10 protein-coding genes are annotated in these 16,579 nt (G+C 67.9%); 7 read left to right on the top strand and 3 right to left on the bottom strand.

Annotated elements, in window-relative coordinates; all coding sequences use genetic code 11:
* Positions 1–4: 4 nt before the first annotated feature.
* Positions 5–322, bottom strand: coding sequence for a hypothetical protein (locus ABIC51_RS22570; protein ID WP_134255110.1), 318 nt, complete (start codon positions 320–322; stop codon positions 5–7).
* On the opposite strand from ABIC51_RS22570, the gene ABIC51_RS22565 reads away from it, so the two are divergent.
* Complete coding sequence (locus ABIC51_RS22565; RefSeq protein WP_175897529.1) at positions 321–1,514, top strand: TPM domain-containing protein; 1,194 nt, start codon at positions 321–323, stop codon at positions 1,512–1,514. The two genes, ABIC51_RS22570 and ABIC51_RS22565, sit on opposite strands and share 2 nt — an antisense overlap.
* 81 nt (positions 1,515–1,595) lie before the next feature.
* Positions 1,596–2,222: a LemA family protein gene (locus ABIC51_RS22560; RefSeq protein WP_175897725.1), complete on the top strand. Its 627-nt coding sequence runs from the start codon at positions 1,596–1,598 to the stop codon at positions 2,220–2,222.
* A gap of 41 nt (positions 2,223–2,263) precedes the next feature.
* Here ABIC51_RS22560 and pbpC read toward each other — a convergent pair whose 3' ends face one another.
* Positions 2,264–4,507 (bottom strand): penicillin-binding protein 1C, encoded by a 2,244-nt coding sequence (gene pbpC / locus ABIC51_RS22555; RefSeq protein ID WP_226127899.1) that lies wholly within the window; start codon positions 4,505–4,507, stop codon positions 2,264–2,266.
* 10 nt (positions 4,508–4,517) lie between these two features.
* The gene (locus ABIC51_RS22550; protein WP_175897527.1) at positions 4,518–10,574 is read right to left on the bottom strand and encodes an alpha-2-macroglobulin family protein; all 6,057 of its coding nucleotides are present in this window, start codon (positions 10,572–10,574) and stop codon (positions 4,518–4,520) included.
* Between the two features lie 310 nt (positions 10,575–10,884).
* On the opposite strand from ABIC51_RS22550, the gene ABIC51_RS22545 reads away from it, so the two are divergent.
* From ABIC51_RS22545 to ABIC51_RS22525, 5 genes are all read left to right on the top strand, one after another.
* On the top strand, positions 10,885–11,391 hold the full coding sequence (locus ABIC51_RS22545) for a sugar dehydrogenase complex small subunit (protein ID WP_027791852.1): 507 nt from the start codon (positions 10,885–10,887) through the stop codon (positions 11,389–11,391).
* Positions 11,391–13,010 (top strand): GMC family oxidoreductase, encoded by a 1,620-nt coding sequence (locus tag ABIC51_RS22540; RefSeq protein ID WP_027791851.1) that lies wholly within the window; start codon positions 11,391–11,393, stop codon positions 13,008–13,010. Before ABIC51_RS22545 ends, ABIC51_RS22540 begins: the two co-directional genes overlap by 1 nt.
* A gap of 2 nt (positions 13,011–13,012) precedes the next feature.
* Positions 13,013–14,290 (top strand): cytochrome c, encoded by a 1,278-nt coding sequence (locus tag ABIC51_RS22535; RefSeq protein WP_175852984.1) that lies wholly within the window; start codon positions 13,013–13,015, stop codon positions 14,288–14,290.
* Positions 14,291–14,475: 185 nt separating this feature from the next.
* Entirely contained in the window at positions 14,476–14,895 is a 420-nt protein-coding gene (locus tag ABIC51_RS22530; protein ID WP_027791849.1) for a DoxX family protein, read from the top strand.
* 63 nt (positions 14,896–14,958) lie between these two features.
* Positions 14,959–16,065 carry a porin gene (locus ABIC51_RS22525; RefSeq protein WP_027791848.1) on the top strand — a complete coding sequence of 369 codons (1,107 nt, stop codon included), beginning with the start codon at positions 14,959–14,961 and terminating at the stop codon, positions 16,063–16,065.
* Positions 16,066–16,579: the final 514 nt, after the last annotated feature.

The raw sequence follows: 16,579 nt of genomic DNA, 5'->3' as shown, positions 1-16,579 counted from the left end.
CCTTTCACAATTGGTTATGCTGCGGGACGATTAAAAACGACGAGAGAACGTGCCGTTCCCGATGGAGCCGGCGCGCCGTTTCCGACATGAATTCGAAACGACAGACGGGCCGGCCGTGCGCGCCGGGCGGCGAGGGCGATCCGGCATCGCGGGCAGGCACGGCCCGAACCGGCATTCGGCACCCACGCGGCACCAGGGGCGTGACCGGCAGGTCCGGCTTCCGGAAGGCCGCTGCCTTGCTCGCGGGCGCGATCTTGCTGTTCGGCGGCACGGCCATCGCGGCGCCGGCCGAAGATGACAGCGTCGCCGTCGCGGCGTCCATGGCCGCCACGCTTTCCACCCCGACCCGGTCGGCCTGCACACACGTGGCCGCCGCCGCAGCCTATCCGGTCGCCCCGAAGCCGGAAGCCGCACCGCCGTTGAAAGGCCGCGTGACGGACACGACGGGCGTGCTGAGCGCGGCCTGCGCCTCCGAGCTGACCGACCGCCTCGCCGCGCTCGAACAACGGCTCGGCGTACAGGTCGCGATCCTGCTGGTCGGGTCGACCGGACAATCGACGATCGAACAGTTTGCGACCACCGTGTTCGACCAATGGAAACTCGGCAAGGCCGAGGTCAACAACGGCCTGCTGCTCGTCGCCGCGCTCAACGACCATACCGTGCGGATCGAAGTCGGCTACGGGCTCGAAGGCACGATTCCGGACATCGTCGCGGGCCGGATCATTCGCGAGCGGATCGTGCCGGCATTCCGCGAGAACCGCATTGAAGCCGGCATCAGCGATGCGCTGGACGCGCTGACGCACGAAATGATGCCGGCCGACGTCGCCGCGCCGGAGCAGCCTGCACCCGCCACGGCGTTCGACGGGCGCGACGAAGCATACGAAACGGCCGCGGCGACCGCGACGGATGCCGCGAACCCGCCGCCCCGCGACGCGCGAGCCGGCGGCGCAAAATACCAGTCGAACGGCCTGCCCGAGCGGAAACGCCCGAACACGGGCGGCGTGCGGTTCTGGTTCCTGCTCGGGGTCGCCAACGTCGTGCTCGGCGTGGTCGCGCAGTGGCGCAAGCTGCGCCGCAGGGTGGCGCTCCTGGCCGCCTGGCTCGTGGCGGCCGTCGTGCCGGTCGTGATGCTGCCGGTCGGCGTGATCTTCAACGGCAATCTCGAAGCCATGCTGGGCGCCGCGGCGTTCGTTCCGGCGGTCGCCGGTGTCGGGCCGTGCCTGCTCGGCATCAACCTGTTCCTGTCGGCGCGCGTGCGCAAAATCACCGCGATCGTGGGCGGGACGCTGTTCATGATCGTCGCGATCGGGCGCGAAATGGACTATTCGGTCGGGGAAGTGCTGTCCGGCATCTTCGGCGTGCTGTGCGTACTCGCCGTGATCTGGGCGAAGCTGACGGGCGGCGGCTCGTCTTCGTCGTCATCCTCGTCCGGCTCCCGGTCGCAATCGGGTTCCGATTCGTTCCGCGGCGGCGGCGGGTCGAGCGGCGGTGGCGGCGCATCGGGCCGCTGGTAGCGTCCATGCGCAGCCTGCCTGCGCGCCTGATTCCTTTCACCTGCCGCTCCACCCGGAGCGTTCAACCGGAAACAACCCATGATGAAATGGTTTCGAATCCTGCTCGTGTGCTGCGTGCTGACCCCGCTCTCGGGGTGCGGCTACAACGCGATCCAGTCGTCCGACGAGGACATCAATGCCGCATGGTCCGAAGTGCTGAACCAGTATCAGCGCCGCGCCGACCTCGTGCCGAATCTCGCCGCGTCGGTGAAGGGCTACGCGTCGCACGAGGCGCGCGTGCTGACCGAGGTGGCATCGGCCCGTGCGCGCGTGGGCAGCGTGCAGATGACGCCGGAGATGGCGAAGGACCCGGCCGCGCTCGCGGCGTTCGACCAGCGGCAGGGCGAGCTGTCCGGGGCGCTGAGCCGGCTGATGGTGGTGTCCGAGCGCTATCCGGAGCTGAAGGCGAACGAAGCGTTCCGCGACCTGCAGACCCAGCTCGAAGGCACGGAAAACCGCATCGCGGTCGCGCGCGGCCGCTACATCAAGACGGTGCAGCACTACAACGTGCAGATCCGCCAGTTCCCGGGCGTCGTGATCGCGAAGATCTTCGGCTACCAGCCGCGCCCGAATTTCAGCGTCGCGAACGAAGCGGCGGTTTCAACCGCGCCGGCACTCGATTTCTCCGCGCAGTCGCAACCGGCGAAGGCAAACACGGCCGGCGAGTAAGGCCGGAGCGTCACGTCGAAACGTCCGACCGAAGCGCGCATTCAGGGCTTGCGCGCGGCCGCCTTCGCGAACGCGCCGCGCACCTCGAAGCCGATCGCGTCGGCAACATTGCCGCGCGCATCGACGAGTTCGAGCCGGTGCCGGCCCGGCCACGGCATCCACGCGATGCGGTCGGCATGCCCGATTACCTTGTCGTCGAGCCGCCACGCGAACTTCGCGGCGTGCCCGGCCGAGCGCTCGAACCAGATCCGCTGATTCTTCGGCGGAATGTCCGGGTCGATCGCGAAGATCGTGCCGTCGGTCGGCGTGCCGATCGTCAGCGGCGCACGCGCGCCGTCCTTGCCCGGCGTGACGGGCGCGGCGAGCCGGATCGTGTCGACCGCCGTGCCCGCGACGAACCATTCGTTGCGTGACGGTTCGATGTCGCGCTCGAAGGTGATGCGGCGCGTCTCGACGCCGGCCGGCGCGCGCGGCGCGCGGCTCGGCACGTCGCGGTGCAGGTAGCCGACGACGGCCGACCACACCGGCGACGCGCCCGTGACGCCCGACACGTCCCACATCGGCGAGCCGTCCGCATTGCCGACCCACACGCCGACCGTATAGCGCGACGTGAAACCGACGGTCCAGTTGTCGCGCATGTCCTTGCTCGTGCCGGTCTTGACTGCCGAGAAGAAGCGTGTTGCGAGCGGATTGTCGAAGCCGAACGTGCGCACGCGTGCGTTGTTGTCGGAAAGGATGTCGGTCACGACGAAGCTGGCTGCCTCGCTGAACACGCGCGTGCCGTCGGCCGTGCGGGCGGGCGAGGCGGCCGATGCGCCGGATGCCGGTGCCGGCGCCGGCCGGTCGACGACCTGGCGGGCGACGCCGCCGTTCGCGAGCGCGCGGTACGCGTTGGTCAGCGACAGCAGCGTGACGTCCGCACTGCCGAGCGCGAGGCTGAAGCCGTAGTAGTCGCCTTCCTGCGCGAGCGGCAGGCCGAGCGCGGTCAGCGTGCGCGCGAAGCGGTGCGGCGTGACGAGCACGAGCGTGCGCACGGCCGGCACGTTCAACGAGCCGCCGAGCGCGCTGCGCACGCTCACCCAGCCCTTGAAATCCTTGTCGTAGTTCTGCGGGATGTACAGGCCGCCGCCGGCGGCGAGGTTGATCGGCGCGTCGTCGAGCAGCGACGCGGCCGTCAGCCGTTTCTCGTCGATCGCCTGCGCGTACAGGAACGGCTTGAGCGTCGAGCCAGCCTGTCGCGGCGCGAGCACGGCATCGACGTCGCGCGCGCTCGACAGCGCGCCGGACGAGCCGACCCATGCACGAATCTCGCCGGTCGCGTTGTCGATCACGACGACCGCACCGTCCTGCACGTTGCGCCGGTGCGCGGGCGCGTTGAGTTCGGTCAGCGCGCGCATCAGCGTGTCGCGCGCGAAGCGCTGCAGCGGCGCGTCGAGCGTCGTGCGCACCTGCGCGCCGGCCGCCGGCCGGACCTCGGCCGCGATGCGTCGCGCGAAGTGCGGGGCGAGGGCGGCGCCGTCGTCGCGCGCGGCGCTGGCCGGCCGCGCGGTGACCAGCTGCACGTAGCCGTCGAGCGAAGCACACGCCGGCTCCGCGTGCATGTCGCGCAGGATCCGGCACGCGCGCTCGGCGACCTTCGCGGGCGTGGCGTTGGGCGCACGCACGAGCGCGGCCGCGATCGCGGCTTCGCGTGCGTCGAGGCCCGACGGTGCCTTGCCGAACAGCACCTGAGACAGCGCGGCGAGGCCGATCGTCTCGCCGCGGAACGGCACGAGGTTCAGGTATGCCTCGAGCACCTGGTCCTTGCGCCAGCCGCGTTCGAGCAGCAGCGCGTTGACGGCCTGCGAGGCCTTCTGCGGCAGCGAGCGCTGGCCCGACCGGCGCGGCGAATCGCTGAGCAGCCCGGCGAGCTGCATCGTGACGGTCGATGCGCCGCGCGTGCGTTCGTTCCACAGGTTGCCCCACGCGGCGCCGGCGATGCCGCGCCAGTCGACGCCGCTGTGTTCGTAAAAGCGCTTGTCTTCCGATACGACGATCGCCTCGCGAAAGGCGGGCGACACGTCCGCGAGCGACACCCAGTCGCCGCGCCGTTCGGTGAGGTCGACGCGCGTGCGCTGCAGCGGCGTGCCGTCGCGCGCGAGCAGCACCCAGTCGGAGCTGCGCCAGTTGCGGCGCACTTCGTCGTAGCCCGGCAGCGCATGCGCGACGAGCGGCGCGGCCAGCACGACGGCGACGAATACGCGGCCGGCGAAACGCGCCGGCCGCGGCAATACCTGATCGATCATCGCGTACTCGTTACTTGCCCGCTTCGGCCGGCTTCACGGTCATCGGCGGGTTCGGCCACAGGCCGTACACGGACGGCGCGTACAGCGCCTCGACGCGCGTCGGCGGCAGCCCGAACGTGCCGACGTTGTTCAGCCGCACCGTGTACTCGACCGAGAATTTGCCCTTCGGCAGATAGTCGTAGTACGCACGGTAGCCGTCGAAGTCGCGCTCGATGAACGCCGGCCAGGCGCCGTCCGGCGTCTTCTCGCCCTGCGTCGCGGCTTCGGAGTCGCGGCCGAGGCCCGAACCGAGGATCGTCGAGCCGGCCGGAACCGGATCGTTGACGACGACCCACGTCATGTCGCTCTGCGCGTCGATGTCGAGATGCACGCGCACGACGTCGCCGCGCGTCAGCACGCCCTTGACGGCGGGCGACACGGGCGTGACGGTCTTCGTGATCCGGTAGCCGGCCGCGAACGGCGAACGCAGCGGCACGGCCGCGAGGCTTTCGATCGTGGCCCACGGGCGGCCGGTGCCGTCTTGCGTGACGGACAGCGTGGCCGGTGCCTGCGACGCGCGCGGCCACGGCAGCATCACGCTGCGGGCCGCGGCGGCGCGGGTGGCCGGGGTGGCTGGGGTGGTCGATGCAGCCGGGTCGGCGGGCGCGGGCGCCGGCGCCTGCGACCACGAGATCGTGCGCTCGTCGCCGCCGAGCGCGACCTTCGTCGCGCCGGCAACCGGCGTGCTCTCGTAAGTGCGCGAGAAGCGCTCGACCGCGAGCAGGCCGAGCGCGTTCGACGTGGTCGTCTGCCATGCGCCCTGGCGCTGCAGGGCGAGCAGGCCGGCCGTCACGCGCGGCATCTCGTCCTTCCACGCCGGATCGCCGGCGAATTCCAGCGCGAGGCGGGCCGCGTTGGTCTCGTTGCTGGTCATCAGCCACCACAGGTCGTCGTCGCGCGCGGTCGAGAACACGAGCTGCGTGCCCTGGTACGTGAGGCGTGCCCGCAGGATCTGCTCGACCTGCGCGCGTTTCTCGTCGCGTTGCGGGATGTCCTTCACGCGCGTGAGGATCGCGTGATAGTCGATCACCGCCGACGTCGGCCACTGGTTCGGCGCGATCTCGATCGAGCCGAGCATGCGGCCCTGCGCGGCGCCGTAGCGCGATAGCGCTTCGATCGCGGCGAGCTTGCGGAGGTCGCGATCCTGGCGCGGCGCCCACGTGTTGCGCTCGAGGCGGCCGTCGACGAAGCGCGCGAGCCCGGCTTCGAGCTGCGTGCGAAGGTCTTCCGGCAGCGCGAAGCGCGGGTCGAGACGGCTCGCCTCGTCGGACACCACGAGCAGGTACGACGACAGCGTCGCGCTGCCGGCGTGCGAATCGTCGGACGACGGCGGGAAGTAGCTCGCGAGCCCGTCGCTGTCGAGATAGACGGGCATGCGGGCGATCAGCGCCTGCCATTGCGCGGGATCGCGCAGGCCGATCGCGCGCGACGTCTGCTGTTCGAGGCAGCGGTACGGATAGCGCTCGAACCAGCGCTTCACGCCGGGCAGTCCGTCGGCGAGCTTCGACTGCAGCGACACGGCGATGCCGCCGCGCGGCAAGCCTTGCGCGTTGTTCGCGGCGCCGGCCGGGGAGGCCACCGGCACCGTCAGCGTGCCGTCGACCTGCGCGAGCGTCGCCTGCTGTACCGTGACCGGCAGCGCGGGCACGACCTTCTGCGCGACCGCCAGCGCGTCGGACGCGCGCTTGCCGCCTTGTTCGGCCGCTTCGATGCGCCAGTTCAGCGCACCGGCCGCGTCGAGCGCCTGCTCGGGCACGGTGATCGTCCATGCGACTTCGGTTGCCGTATTGGCCGCCAGCGACACGGTTTGCGGTGCGACATCGAGGCCCGTCACGCGCGGCGTCACGACGACCTGCATCGCGCGGTCGGTCGTGTTGCGCAGCGTGACTTGCGCGCGGAACGCATCGCCTTCGCGCACGAGCGGCGGCAGGCCGGAGATCAACTGCAGATCCTGCGTACTGCGGATCGACGTGCTGCCGGTGCCGAAGCGGTCGGGGCCGACCGCCGCGATCGCGACGATCCGGAAGCGCGTGAGCGCGTCGTTCAGCGGCACCTCGACGGTCGCGCTGCCGTTGGCGTCCAGCGTCACGCGCGGATTCCACAGCAGCAGCGTGTCGAACAGCTCGCGCGTCGGCGCGCTGCCCCCGCCGCCGCCGGCCGGCACGGCCTTGCGGCCGAAGTGGCGGCGGCCGACGATTTCCATCTGCGCGGTGGCCGTCTCGACGCCGTACGCGCGTCGCCGCAGCATCGCGTCGAGCAGGTCCCAGCTGTTGTTCGGCATCAGTTCGAGCAGCGCCTCGTCGACGGCCGCGACCGCGATCTGCGTGCCGGCCGGCGCGGGCTGGCCGTTCGGCAGCGTGACCTTCACGTGCGCCTGCGCCTTGCTGCGCACGGTGTAGCGCGTCGCGTCGGTCGTCACGGTCACGCCGAGACGGTGCACGCCGGTGCCGACCTTGATCTCGCCGAGGCCGTAGCGGAACGCGGGTTTCGACAGGTCGACGAACGCGGTCGGCGCCTCATAGTGACGGCCCTCGCGCCAGAATGCGCGTGCCCATTCGACCGGTGCCTTCCAGCCCCACGTGAAGAACGAGTACCACGGCACCTCGCGAATCCGGCCGCGCAGCGCGAGCACCGATACATAGACGTTCGGCCCCCACGTGTCGCCGACCTTCAGGTCGACCGTCGGGTTCTTGCCGTTCAGTTCGACGATGTGCGTTTCCATCACGCCGCCGCGCTCGACCGCCACCAGCGCGGTCGCGTAGCGGAACGGCATGCGCACCTGGAAGCGGGCGGTTTCGCCCGGTTCGTACGAGGTTTTCTCGGGGATCACGTCGATCCGGTCGGTGTTGTCGCCGCCGAACCAGAGTTCGTCTTCGCGCGTGACCCATACCGAGGTCGACGCGTTCGACGTGCGGCCGTCGCCGTCCTTGGCCACCGCGATCAGCTGCACGTTGCCGGCCTGTTCGAGCGTCGCGTCGCAGGCCATGCGGCCCTTGTCGTCGGTCTTGCCCGAGCACAGCACGCCGAGGTCGCGGGTGTCGCTCTTGTTGTCGTACGCATAGAAGCCGCCGACCATCCGCTTGCGCGACGACGTCGTGATGCGCGCGACGCCCTTGATCTCGATCGGCACCGACGCACGCGGCTTGCCTTGCAGGTCGACCGCCAGCGCCTGCACGGGCACGCGCTGGCCGACCGAGACCCAGCGGCCCGCCTTGATGCCGGCCACCACCGCGGCCGGCCACAGGATCGTGTCGCCGCGAATCGTCTGCACTTCGCCGTTCGGGTCCGCGAACGTCGCTTCGAGCGCGATGCGCTTCGGTGCGTCGACGTCGGGCAGGCCCTTCAGCGTGACCGAGCCCGCACCGTTGCGGTCGAGCGTCAGCGGCAGCTTGTCGGCGATCAGCTTCGTCGCGTCGGGATCGTTGTTCGACGACGACGCGTTGTCGCCGTCCTGCGAATCGTCGTCGGCATTGCCGTCGCTCGTGTCGGGGCGATACGGCGTGAAGCTGAAATCCTCGAAGCGATCGGCGAACGGCGGCGATGCCCACTTCATCAGCGCCGACACCTGCACGGGCAGGTTCGATGCGCCACCGCCCGACACGTAGTCGATCTGCACCGCGAGCGGCGCCTCCTTCACGGCGACGAGCGGGCTCTTCTGCGCGTCGCGCGCGCCGATCGATCCCTTCAGCACCGGCAGGCGGAACGCCTCGACGCGGAAGCTGCCGCTGTAGTAGGTGGACGTGGGCGAGTCTTCCGGGCCGCCTTCGAGCTCGACGCTGTATTCACCGAGCTTCGCGGCGGCCGGCAGCGTGAACTGCGAATCCGCGCTGTGATCGGCCGCCCATGTGAGCGGCAGCTTGTAGGTCTGGCCCGTGCCGAGATGGCGGATCGTCACGCGCGTCGGGTATTGCGACGGGAACGCGAGGCTCTGCAGCGTCTCGGACCGGATGAAGTGCTTCATCGACACGGTTTCGCCCGCGCGCAGCAGCGTGCGGTCGAACACCGTATGCGCGCGCACGGTCCGTGCGCTGTCGGTATCGGTCGGCACGTTGAAGCGCCACGATTCGATCCCGCGGTTCCAGCCCGAGCTGACGAACGCCATGTCGGGGCCCGTCTTCGGATCGTTCACGCGGGCCGACACGAAGTAGTCGTCGAAGCGCTGCTCCGAGTCGGACGAGTTGCAAGCGCGCTTCGATTCGAACGCGCCGTCGATCTTCAGCAGCCCCTGCGCATCGGTCGTGCCGGATGCGATTTCGTCGCCGTTGCAGTCCGACACGCGGATCTGCGCGTTCGGCACGGGCTTGCCCTTGTCGAGCGTCGTGACCCACACGAGGTTGTTTTCGCGGCCCTGTTTCAGGTGCACGCCGAGGTTGGTGACGAGCACCGTGGTGCGCACGTACATGCTCGACGGCTTCGCGAGCAGCGAGCGGCCGAGCGCGGGCGACGCGAGTTCGAGCACGTAGAAGCCGGGCTTGTCGATCGGCACGCCGACGACCTCGAACGGGCGCAGCGCCTTCGGGTCCGCCTTCGGCAGCGTCAGCGCCTGCACGCCGGGCTGGCCCTTGAGCAGGGTCAGCGAGCGCACGTCGATGCGGCGATCCTTCGGTGCGGGCGCCTTCTCGCCGGCCTCGCGCGGCACGTAGACGGGGTGCTGGCCCTTGCGTTCGAGCAGGCCGGGAATCTGGCTGTCGATCGAGCCGGCCGTCATCGACCAGTTGTCGAAGCGGTCGACGGTGCGCATCCACTGACGAATCGCGGTGTCGTCGTCGACCTTCAGGTTCGAGAACTGCGCGCCCTGGGTATTGAGGCCGTCGATATGCAGGTCGGCCTCGACGTTGCGCAGCGTGACGGGCACGAGCGCGGGCGTATCGGGTTCGGCGAAGCGCTCGACGATCCCGAAGGTGCCCGACGAGAACTTCGCGAGCGGCGGCATCGGCGCGGTGCGCGTCGCGAGCGGGAACAGGTCGGCGTTCGACAGCGGCCGATCGGTCACGTCGCGCAGGCCCGACGGCAATTCGATCGTCAGGCCGGCCTGCTCGGGCAGCGGCGGGTTGAACGTGACGGTGGTGACTTCCTCGCTCTTGTCGTCGGCCGCGAAGGTCGGCGACAGCGAACCGTCAGGGCCGCGCAGCTTGATCGCCTCGGCGTTCTTGCGCGAGATCGGCGCGTTGAACGACAGCGTGAGCGGGCGCAGCGGCGTGCAGGGCGCCTTCGCGTTCTCGCGTTCGCACGAGAAGCTCGCGGCGAACGGTGCGCGCACGGTGAAATCGAAGCGCCGTTCCGTTTCGTTCGGGATCCCGCTCGGGCTCGTGACGCCCTTGCCGTACACGAGCTGCATCTTCGCGCTCGCCGGCAGCGCCTGCGCGCACGACAGCGTCAGCACGCGCGCGGCATCCTTCTTCAGCCCGAAGTGATCGAGCAGCGCGTTGCGCGCATCGTCGTCGGCGGCCGTGACGGGAATGCGGTTGCCGATGCCGGCCGCTTCGCACCAGATGTTCGCGAGCGCCGAACGCGGTTCGGCCGGGCCGTTCAGCTTGAGCACGAATACCTGGTGTTCCTCGATCTCGCGCGAGCCGGGGCGGACGTTCACCGGGAACGGGCCGCCCGTCTGGAACGTGAAGCGGCGCGGGCCGCTGGCCGCATTGCCGGCGACCGAACGCAACGTGTCGTTGAGCGCGACCGAGCAGCGCACGCCGGGCGGCAGGTCGTTTTCGAAATCGTAAACCCAGGTCTTGTCGTCGAGCCAGTGACCCTGGCCGCGCGCGGCCGCGGAATCGTTGCAGGTGACGCGCGCGGGATTCGGCGCGGACGCCGAGCCGAACGCGACCATCGGTTCGTCGAACTTGACGACGCTCTGCCGGACTTCGGTGACGGTGCCTTGCGGCGAGACGCTCACCGTGCGGGCCGCGCCGGCATGCAGCGACAGTGCCGTGGCGCCGCCGAGCGCCGCGACGGCGCCAAGGCGCCAGAGCAGCCGGGTGGTGTGGTGGATGCGTTCCGTTTTGTTCTGTTTGTCGTGCTGCTTCATCGCTCGATCGCCCTCGGAGGGAAGCTTTCTGTTTGATTGCACGCGATTCTAACCGACCGACATGCGCCTGCATCGTCGCGCGCAGTCAGTGTGTCGCCGGTGTACGACATGGGTGCGTCGGCCGCAACTTTGTCGCGCCGACGATACAAAAAAGCAGCGAAATGTCGATTGTCTCGGATTGCGGAACATTTAATGGACTATAAAAAGATTGTTCGATCCGATTTGTGCGCGTACATTTCAGGTCCGCGCCAATGTTTGAGAAATATCAAGCGTGGTTTTCCCGAATCCGGTGTTCGAGAGAAAAGGAAACATGCACAACGACAACACTCCCCACTCGCGTCGCACTGGCGACGCAGCCGTAACAGGCATCACTCGGCGTCAATGGCTGCAGGGCGCACTGGCGCTGACGGCGGCGGGCCTCACGGGCTCGCTGGCGTTGCGGGCCCTGGCCGACGATCCCGGCACCGCGCCGCTCGATACGTTCATGACGCTCTCCGAAGCATTGACAGGCAAGAAGGGGCTGAGCCGCGTGCTCGGCCAGCGCTTCCTGCAGGCCTTGCAGAAGGGTTCGTTCAAGACCGCCGACAGCCTGCCGCAACTCGCCGGCGCACTCGCGTCCGGTTCGCTGAATCCCGATCAGGAAACACTCGCGCTGAAGATTCTTGAAGCGTGGTATCTCGGCATCGTCGACAACGTCGTGATTACCTACGAAGAAGCATTAATGTTCAGCGTCGTGTCCGATACGCTCGTGATCCCGTCGTATTGCCCCAACAAACCCGGCTTCTGGGCCGACAAACCGATCGAGAGGCAAGCCTGATGGCCGATACCGATACGCAAAAGGCCGACGTCGTCGTCGTCGGCTCGGGTGTCGCAGGCGCGATCGTCGCGCACCAGCTCGCGATGGCGGGCAAGTCCGTGATCCTGCTGGAAGCCGGCCCGCGCATGCCGCGCTGGGAAATCGTCGAGCGCTTCCGCAACCAGGTCGACAAGACCGACTTCATGGCCCCGTACCCGTCGAGCGCGTGGGCGCCGCATCCGGAATACGGCCCGCCGAACGACTACCTGATCCTGAAGGGCGAGCACAAGTTCAACTCGCAGTACATCCGTGCGGTGGGCGGCACGACGTGGCACTGGGCCGCGTCGGCGTGGCGCTTCATCCCAAACGACTTCAAGATGAAGACCGTGTACGGTGTCGGCCGCGACTGGCCGATCCAGTACGACGACATCGAGCATTGGTACCAGCGCGCCGAGGAGGAACTCGGCGTGTGGGGCCCGGGCCCCGAGGAAGACCTGTACTCGCCGCGCAAGGAGCCGTACCCGATGCCGCCGCTGCCGTTGTCGTTCAACGAGCAGACGATCAAGAGCGCGCTCAACGGCTATGACCCGAAGTTCCACGTGGTGACCGAGCCGGTCGCGCGCAACAGCCGCCCGTACGACGGCCGGCCCACTTGTTGCGGGAACAACAACTGCATGCCGATCTGCCCGATCGGCGCGATGTACAACGGCATCGTGCACGTCGAGAAGGCCGAGCAGGCCGGCGCGAAGCTGATCGACAGCGCGGTCGTCTACAAGCTCGAGACCGGGCCGGACAAGCGCATCACCGCCGCGGTCTACAAGGACAAGACGGGTGCCGACCATCGCGTCGAAGGCAAGTACTTCGTGATTGCCGCGAACGGCATCGAGACGCCGAAGATCCTGCTGATGTCCGCGAACCGCGATTTCCCGAACGGTGTCGCGAACAGCTCGGACATGGTCGGCCGCAACCTGATGGACCACCCGGGCACCGGCGTGTCGTTCTACGCGAACGAGAAGCTGTGGCCGGGCCGCGGCCCGCAGGAGATGACGTCGCTGATCGGCTTCCGCGACGGGCCGTTCCGCGCGACCGAAGCCGCGAAGAAGATCCACCTGTCGAACATGTCGCGCATCAACCAGGAGACGCAGAAGATCTTCAAGGCCGGCAAGCTGATGAAGCCCGAGGAGCTCGACGCGCAGATCCGCGATCGTTCCGCGCGCTACGTGCAGTTCGACTGCTTCCACGAAATCCTGCCGCAGCCCGAGAACCGCATCGTGCCGAGCAAGACGGCCACCGACGCGGTCGGCATCCCGCGCCCGGAGATCACCTATGCGATCGACGACTACGTGAAGCGCGGCGCCGTCCACACGCGCGAGGTCTACGCGACGGCCGCGAAGGTGCTGGGCGGCACCGAAGTCGTCTTCAACGACGAGTTCGCGCCGAACAACCACATCACGGGCGCGACGATCATGGGCGCGGATGCACGCGACTCGGTCGTCGACAAGGACTGCCGCACGTTCGACCATCCGAACCTGTTCATCTCGAGCAGCTCGACGATGCCGACCGTCGGTACGGTGAACGTGACGCTGACGATCGCGGCGCTTGCGCTGCGGATGTCGGACACGCTGAAGAAGGAAGTCTGACCGTGCGGAAATCTACTCTCACCTTCCTCCTCGCCGGCTGCCTCGCGCTGCCGGGCCTCGCAAGCGCGGCCGATGCGGCCGATCCGGCGCTGGTCAAGCGCGGCGAATACCTCGCGGTCGCGGGCGACTGCATGGCCTGCCACACCGCGAAGGGCGGCAAGCCGTTCGCGGGCGGTCTCGGCATGCCGATCCCGATGCTCGGCAAGATCTATACGAGCAACATCACGCCCGATCCCGAGACGGGCATCGGCAACTGGTCGGCCGAGGACTTCGAGCGCGCGGTGCGCCACGGGGTGTCGAAGAACGGCGACAACCTGTATCCGGCGATGCCGTACGTGTCGTACGCGAAGATCAACGACGACGACGTGCAGGCGCTGTATGCGTACTTCATGCACGGCGTCGAGCCGGTCAAGCAGGCGCCGCCGAAGAACGAGATTCCCGCGCTGCTGAGCATGCGCTGGCCGCTGAAGATCTGGAACTGGCTGTTCCTGAAGGACGGCGCGTACGAGCCGAAGCCGGCGCAGAGCGCCGAGTGGAACCGCGGCGCGTATCTCGTGCAGGGCCTCGCGCACTGCAGCACGTGCCACACGCCGCGCGGCATCGCGATGCAAGAGAAGTCGCTCGACGAGACGGGCGGCAGCTTCCTGTCGGGTTCGGTGCTGGCGGGCTGGGACGGCTACAACATCACGTCCGACCCGAACGCGGGGATCGGCGGCTGGACGCAGCAGCAGCTCGTCCAGTACCTGCGCACCGGTACCGTGCCGGGTCTCGCGCAGGCGGCCGGGCCGATGGCCGAGGCGATCGAGCACAGCTTCTCGAAGATGACCGAAGCCGACATCGGTGCGATCTCGACGTACATTCGCACGGTGCCGGCGGTTGCCGGCGGCGACGCGAAGCAGTCGCGCTCGTCGTGGGGCAAGCCGGCCGAGGACGGCCTGACGCTGCGCGGCGCCGCACTCGCGTCGTCGGGCATCGATCCGGCGCGGCTGTATCTCGGCAACTGCGCGACCTGCCACCAGATGCAGGGCAAGGGCACGCCGGACGGTTATTACCCGCCGCTGTTCCACAACTCGACGGTGGGCGCACCGAATCCGACCAACCTCGTGCAGGTGATCCTGAACGGCGTGCAGCGCAAGGCCGGCAGCGAGGACGTCGGGATGCCGGCGTTCCGCCACGAGTTGTCGGATGCGCAGATCGCCGCGCTGACGAACTACCTGACCGGGCAGTTCGGCAATCCGGCCGCGAAGGTGACCGAGCAGGACGTCGCGAAGCTGCGCTGATGCGGCGCGCGACGAAGCAGGGCGATAACTGACAAGAGGAGGAGCACAGCACATCGGGTTGTTGCCCGATGCCGGTTGTTGCAGAGCGGGACGGGCGGCGCAGGCGGCCGTCCGTCCTGGTTCATTCGCATTCCGGTGCGCCGGGCGTATTTGCGCCATGCGCATCGCTTTCGTTGATCGACACCATGACACCGAATCAACCGTTTCTCGCGTCCCAGCGCGATGTGCTGCTGCTGCTTGCTCGGATCCTGCTCGTGATCCTGTTCGTGATGTTCGGCTGGAAGAAGATCGTCGACTTCCCCGGTACCATCGCGTTCATGGGTTCGGAAGGCGCGCCCGCGCCGATCATTTCCGCCGCGATCTCCGTCGTGATGGAGCTGTTCGTCGGGGTCGCGATCCTGGTCGGCTTCCAGACGCGCGCGCTCGCGCTGCTGCTGGCGCTCTATACGATCGGCACCGGCATCATCGGCCATCACTACTGGACGATGACGGGCGGCGAGCAGATCAACAACATGATTCATTTCTACAAGAACATCGCGATCTCCGGCGGCCTGCTGGCGCTTTGCGCGGCGGGCCCCGGACGTTTCTCGATCGATCGCGGATAAACGGACCCGGGGCGCGCGCATGGGGCGTGCGCTGGAAGGTCGAGACTCCGAGGGGGCATCATTTTGCGACTCAAACATTTCGCATGGCTGATCGCGGCCGCCACACCGGCGGCCGCTTTTGCTCAGACGAGCGTGATGCTGTACGGCCGCATCGACGGCGGCATCGAATACCTGAACCACATCGCGCAGCCGAACGGCGGCAGCGCGACCCGCTGGAGTGCCGAAGGCGGCGACTGGGGCACCAGCATGTTCGGCTTGAAGGGCTTCGAGGATCTAGGCGGCGGGCTGTCGACGGTCTTCAACCTGGAGACAGCGTTCCAGGTGATGAACGGCACGACGGGCGGCGGGCGCATGTGGTCGCGGCGCGCGTATGTCGGGCTGAAGAGCGACACGTGGGGCCAGCTGCAGGCCGGCCGAAACCTGTTCATCGACAGCGACGGGGTGTGGGAATTCGACCCGTTCGTCCAGCAGGCGTTTTCGTCGGCATCGCTCGTGCGCGGCCGCAACTGGCAGCAGACCAGCAACAACATCGAATATCACAGCCCCGTGATCGGCGGCTTCGACGTGCAGGCGCAATACGCGTTCGGCAACCAGTCGCGCGGCTTCAACTATGGAGCGGCCGACGATTTCGGCCGCTCGGACGGGATCATGATCTCGTACCACTCGCCGGTGCTCGACGTGCGCGGCATCTACGACGAGCTGCGCGACAACAACGGCAAGTTCAGCAACATCTTCACCGCGTCGCGCGAATATTTCGTCGGTGCGAACGTCAAGGTGTCGAAGTTCAAGATCCAGGGCGCGTATACGCACTATCAGGCGCCGGACAGCCCGGCCGGGGTGGCCGATCGCGCCGATCACTACTGGCTCGGTGCGACCTACACCGCGACGCCGCAATGGGCCGTGACGGGCGGCGGTTACTACGTGAAGGTGGGCGACGGCGGCGGCGACGCGTCGCACGATCCGTCGGGGCACGCGATGATGTACGTGCTCGGCACCACGTACAACCTGTCGAAGCGCACGTTCCTGTACGGCACGGTCGCGTATGTGCGCAACGGCGGCAACTCGAACTTTTCGCTGCTCGCGACGCCGCGCGACGCGACGTCGGGTACGAGCCCGATGACGGGCGAGTCGCAGACGGGGGCGTATGTGGGGATGATGCATACGTTCTGAGCGGGGCAGCGCCAGATACGCAAAAGGCACGGGTGATCGAACCCGTGCCTTTTGCGTTTACAGCGCTTGCGAAGCGTTGTGGCAAGCATATTGATGTCGGTGGATGGAATCGGAGGCATCGTGTCGACCGCAGTATTTCTCATGTCTGATGTAGCCTGCCGCACGTTGCTTGGCTATCGATTAGCTGCCAGAGGGCGCGCAGCTTGCATGAGCATTGCGTTGCGGGGAGTCCGCGCTTGGTGGCTTCACAGTTTCTGACGTTTATGGACTGAAAGCTTCAAGGCAAACGACGGTTATTCGATTTATCGCTATCTGGCTGGCCCGGACTACGGTACGCGCTGTCGTTACCGCTGCCGAATGCCGTGACCCCACGGGCTGCATGCCTGTGCAGCCTGAAGATATCGTTGCGCTCGAAAGCATGACGAAAGTTGCATCCGAGTTGGATTTGATATGATGAATTGAGGCTCGGTCCGGCGTGCGGCTTGAATCGTGTCTATGCCATAAATGCCCGCGC

Origin of the sequence: Burkholderia sp. 572 (assembly GCF_040545135.1) — a bacterium.
Taxonomy (GTDB): Bacteria; Pseudomonadota; Gammaproteobacteria; order Burkholderiales; family Burkholderiaceae; genus Burkholderia; species Burkholderia cepacia.
The sequence above is the reverse complement of the archived record's forward strand: the minus strand, read 5'-3'. Positions and strand labels throughout refer to the sequence as shown.

Excerpts from the sequence above, each read along its gene's own strand:
- ABIC51_RS22565 (WP_175897529.1), top strand. The coding sequence starts at position 321 with ATGGCCGCCACGCTTTCCACCCCGACCCGGTCGGCCTGCACACACGTG.
- ABIC51_RS22570 (WP_134255110.1), bottom strand. The coding sequence starts at position 322 with ATGGACGCCGCGACGGCGACGCTGTCATCTTCGGCCGGCGCCGCGATG.
- ABIC51_RS22560 (WP_175897725.1), top strand. The coding sequence starts at position 1,596 with ATGAAATGGTTTCGAATCCTGCTCGTGTGCTGCGTGCTGACCCCGCTC.
- pbpC (WP_226127899.1), bottom strand. The coding sequence starts at position 4,507 with ATGATCGATCAGGTATTGCCGCGGCCGGCGCGTTTCGCCGGCCGCGTA.
- ABIC51_RS22550 (WP_175897527.1), bottom strand. The coding sequence starts at position 10,574 with ATGAAGCAGCACGACAAACAGAACAAAACGGAACGCATCCACCACACC.
- ABIC51_RS22545 (WP_027791852.1), top strand. The coding sequence starts at position 10,885 with ATGCACAACGACAACACTCCCCACTCGCGTCGCACTGGCGACGCAGCC.
- ABIC51_RS22540 (WP_027791851.1), top strand. The coding sequence starts at position 11,391 with ATGGCCGATACCGATACGCAAAAGGCCGACGTCGTCGTCGTCGGCTCG.
- ABIC51_RS22530 (WP_027791849.1), top strand. The coding sequence starts at position 14,476 with ATGACACCGAATCAACCGTTTCTCGCGTCCCAGCGCGATGTGCTGCTG.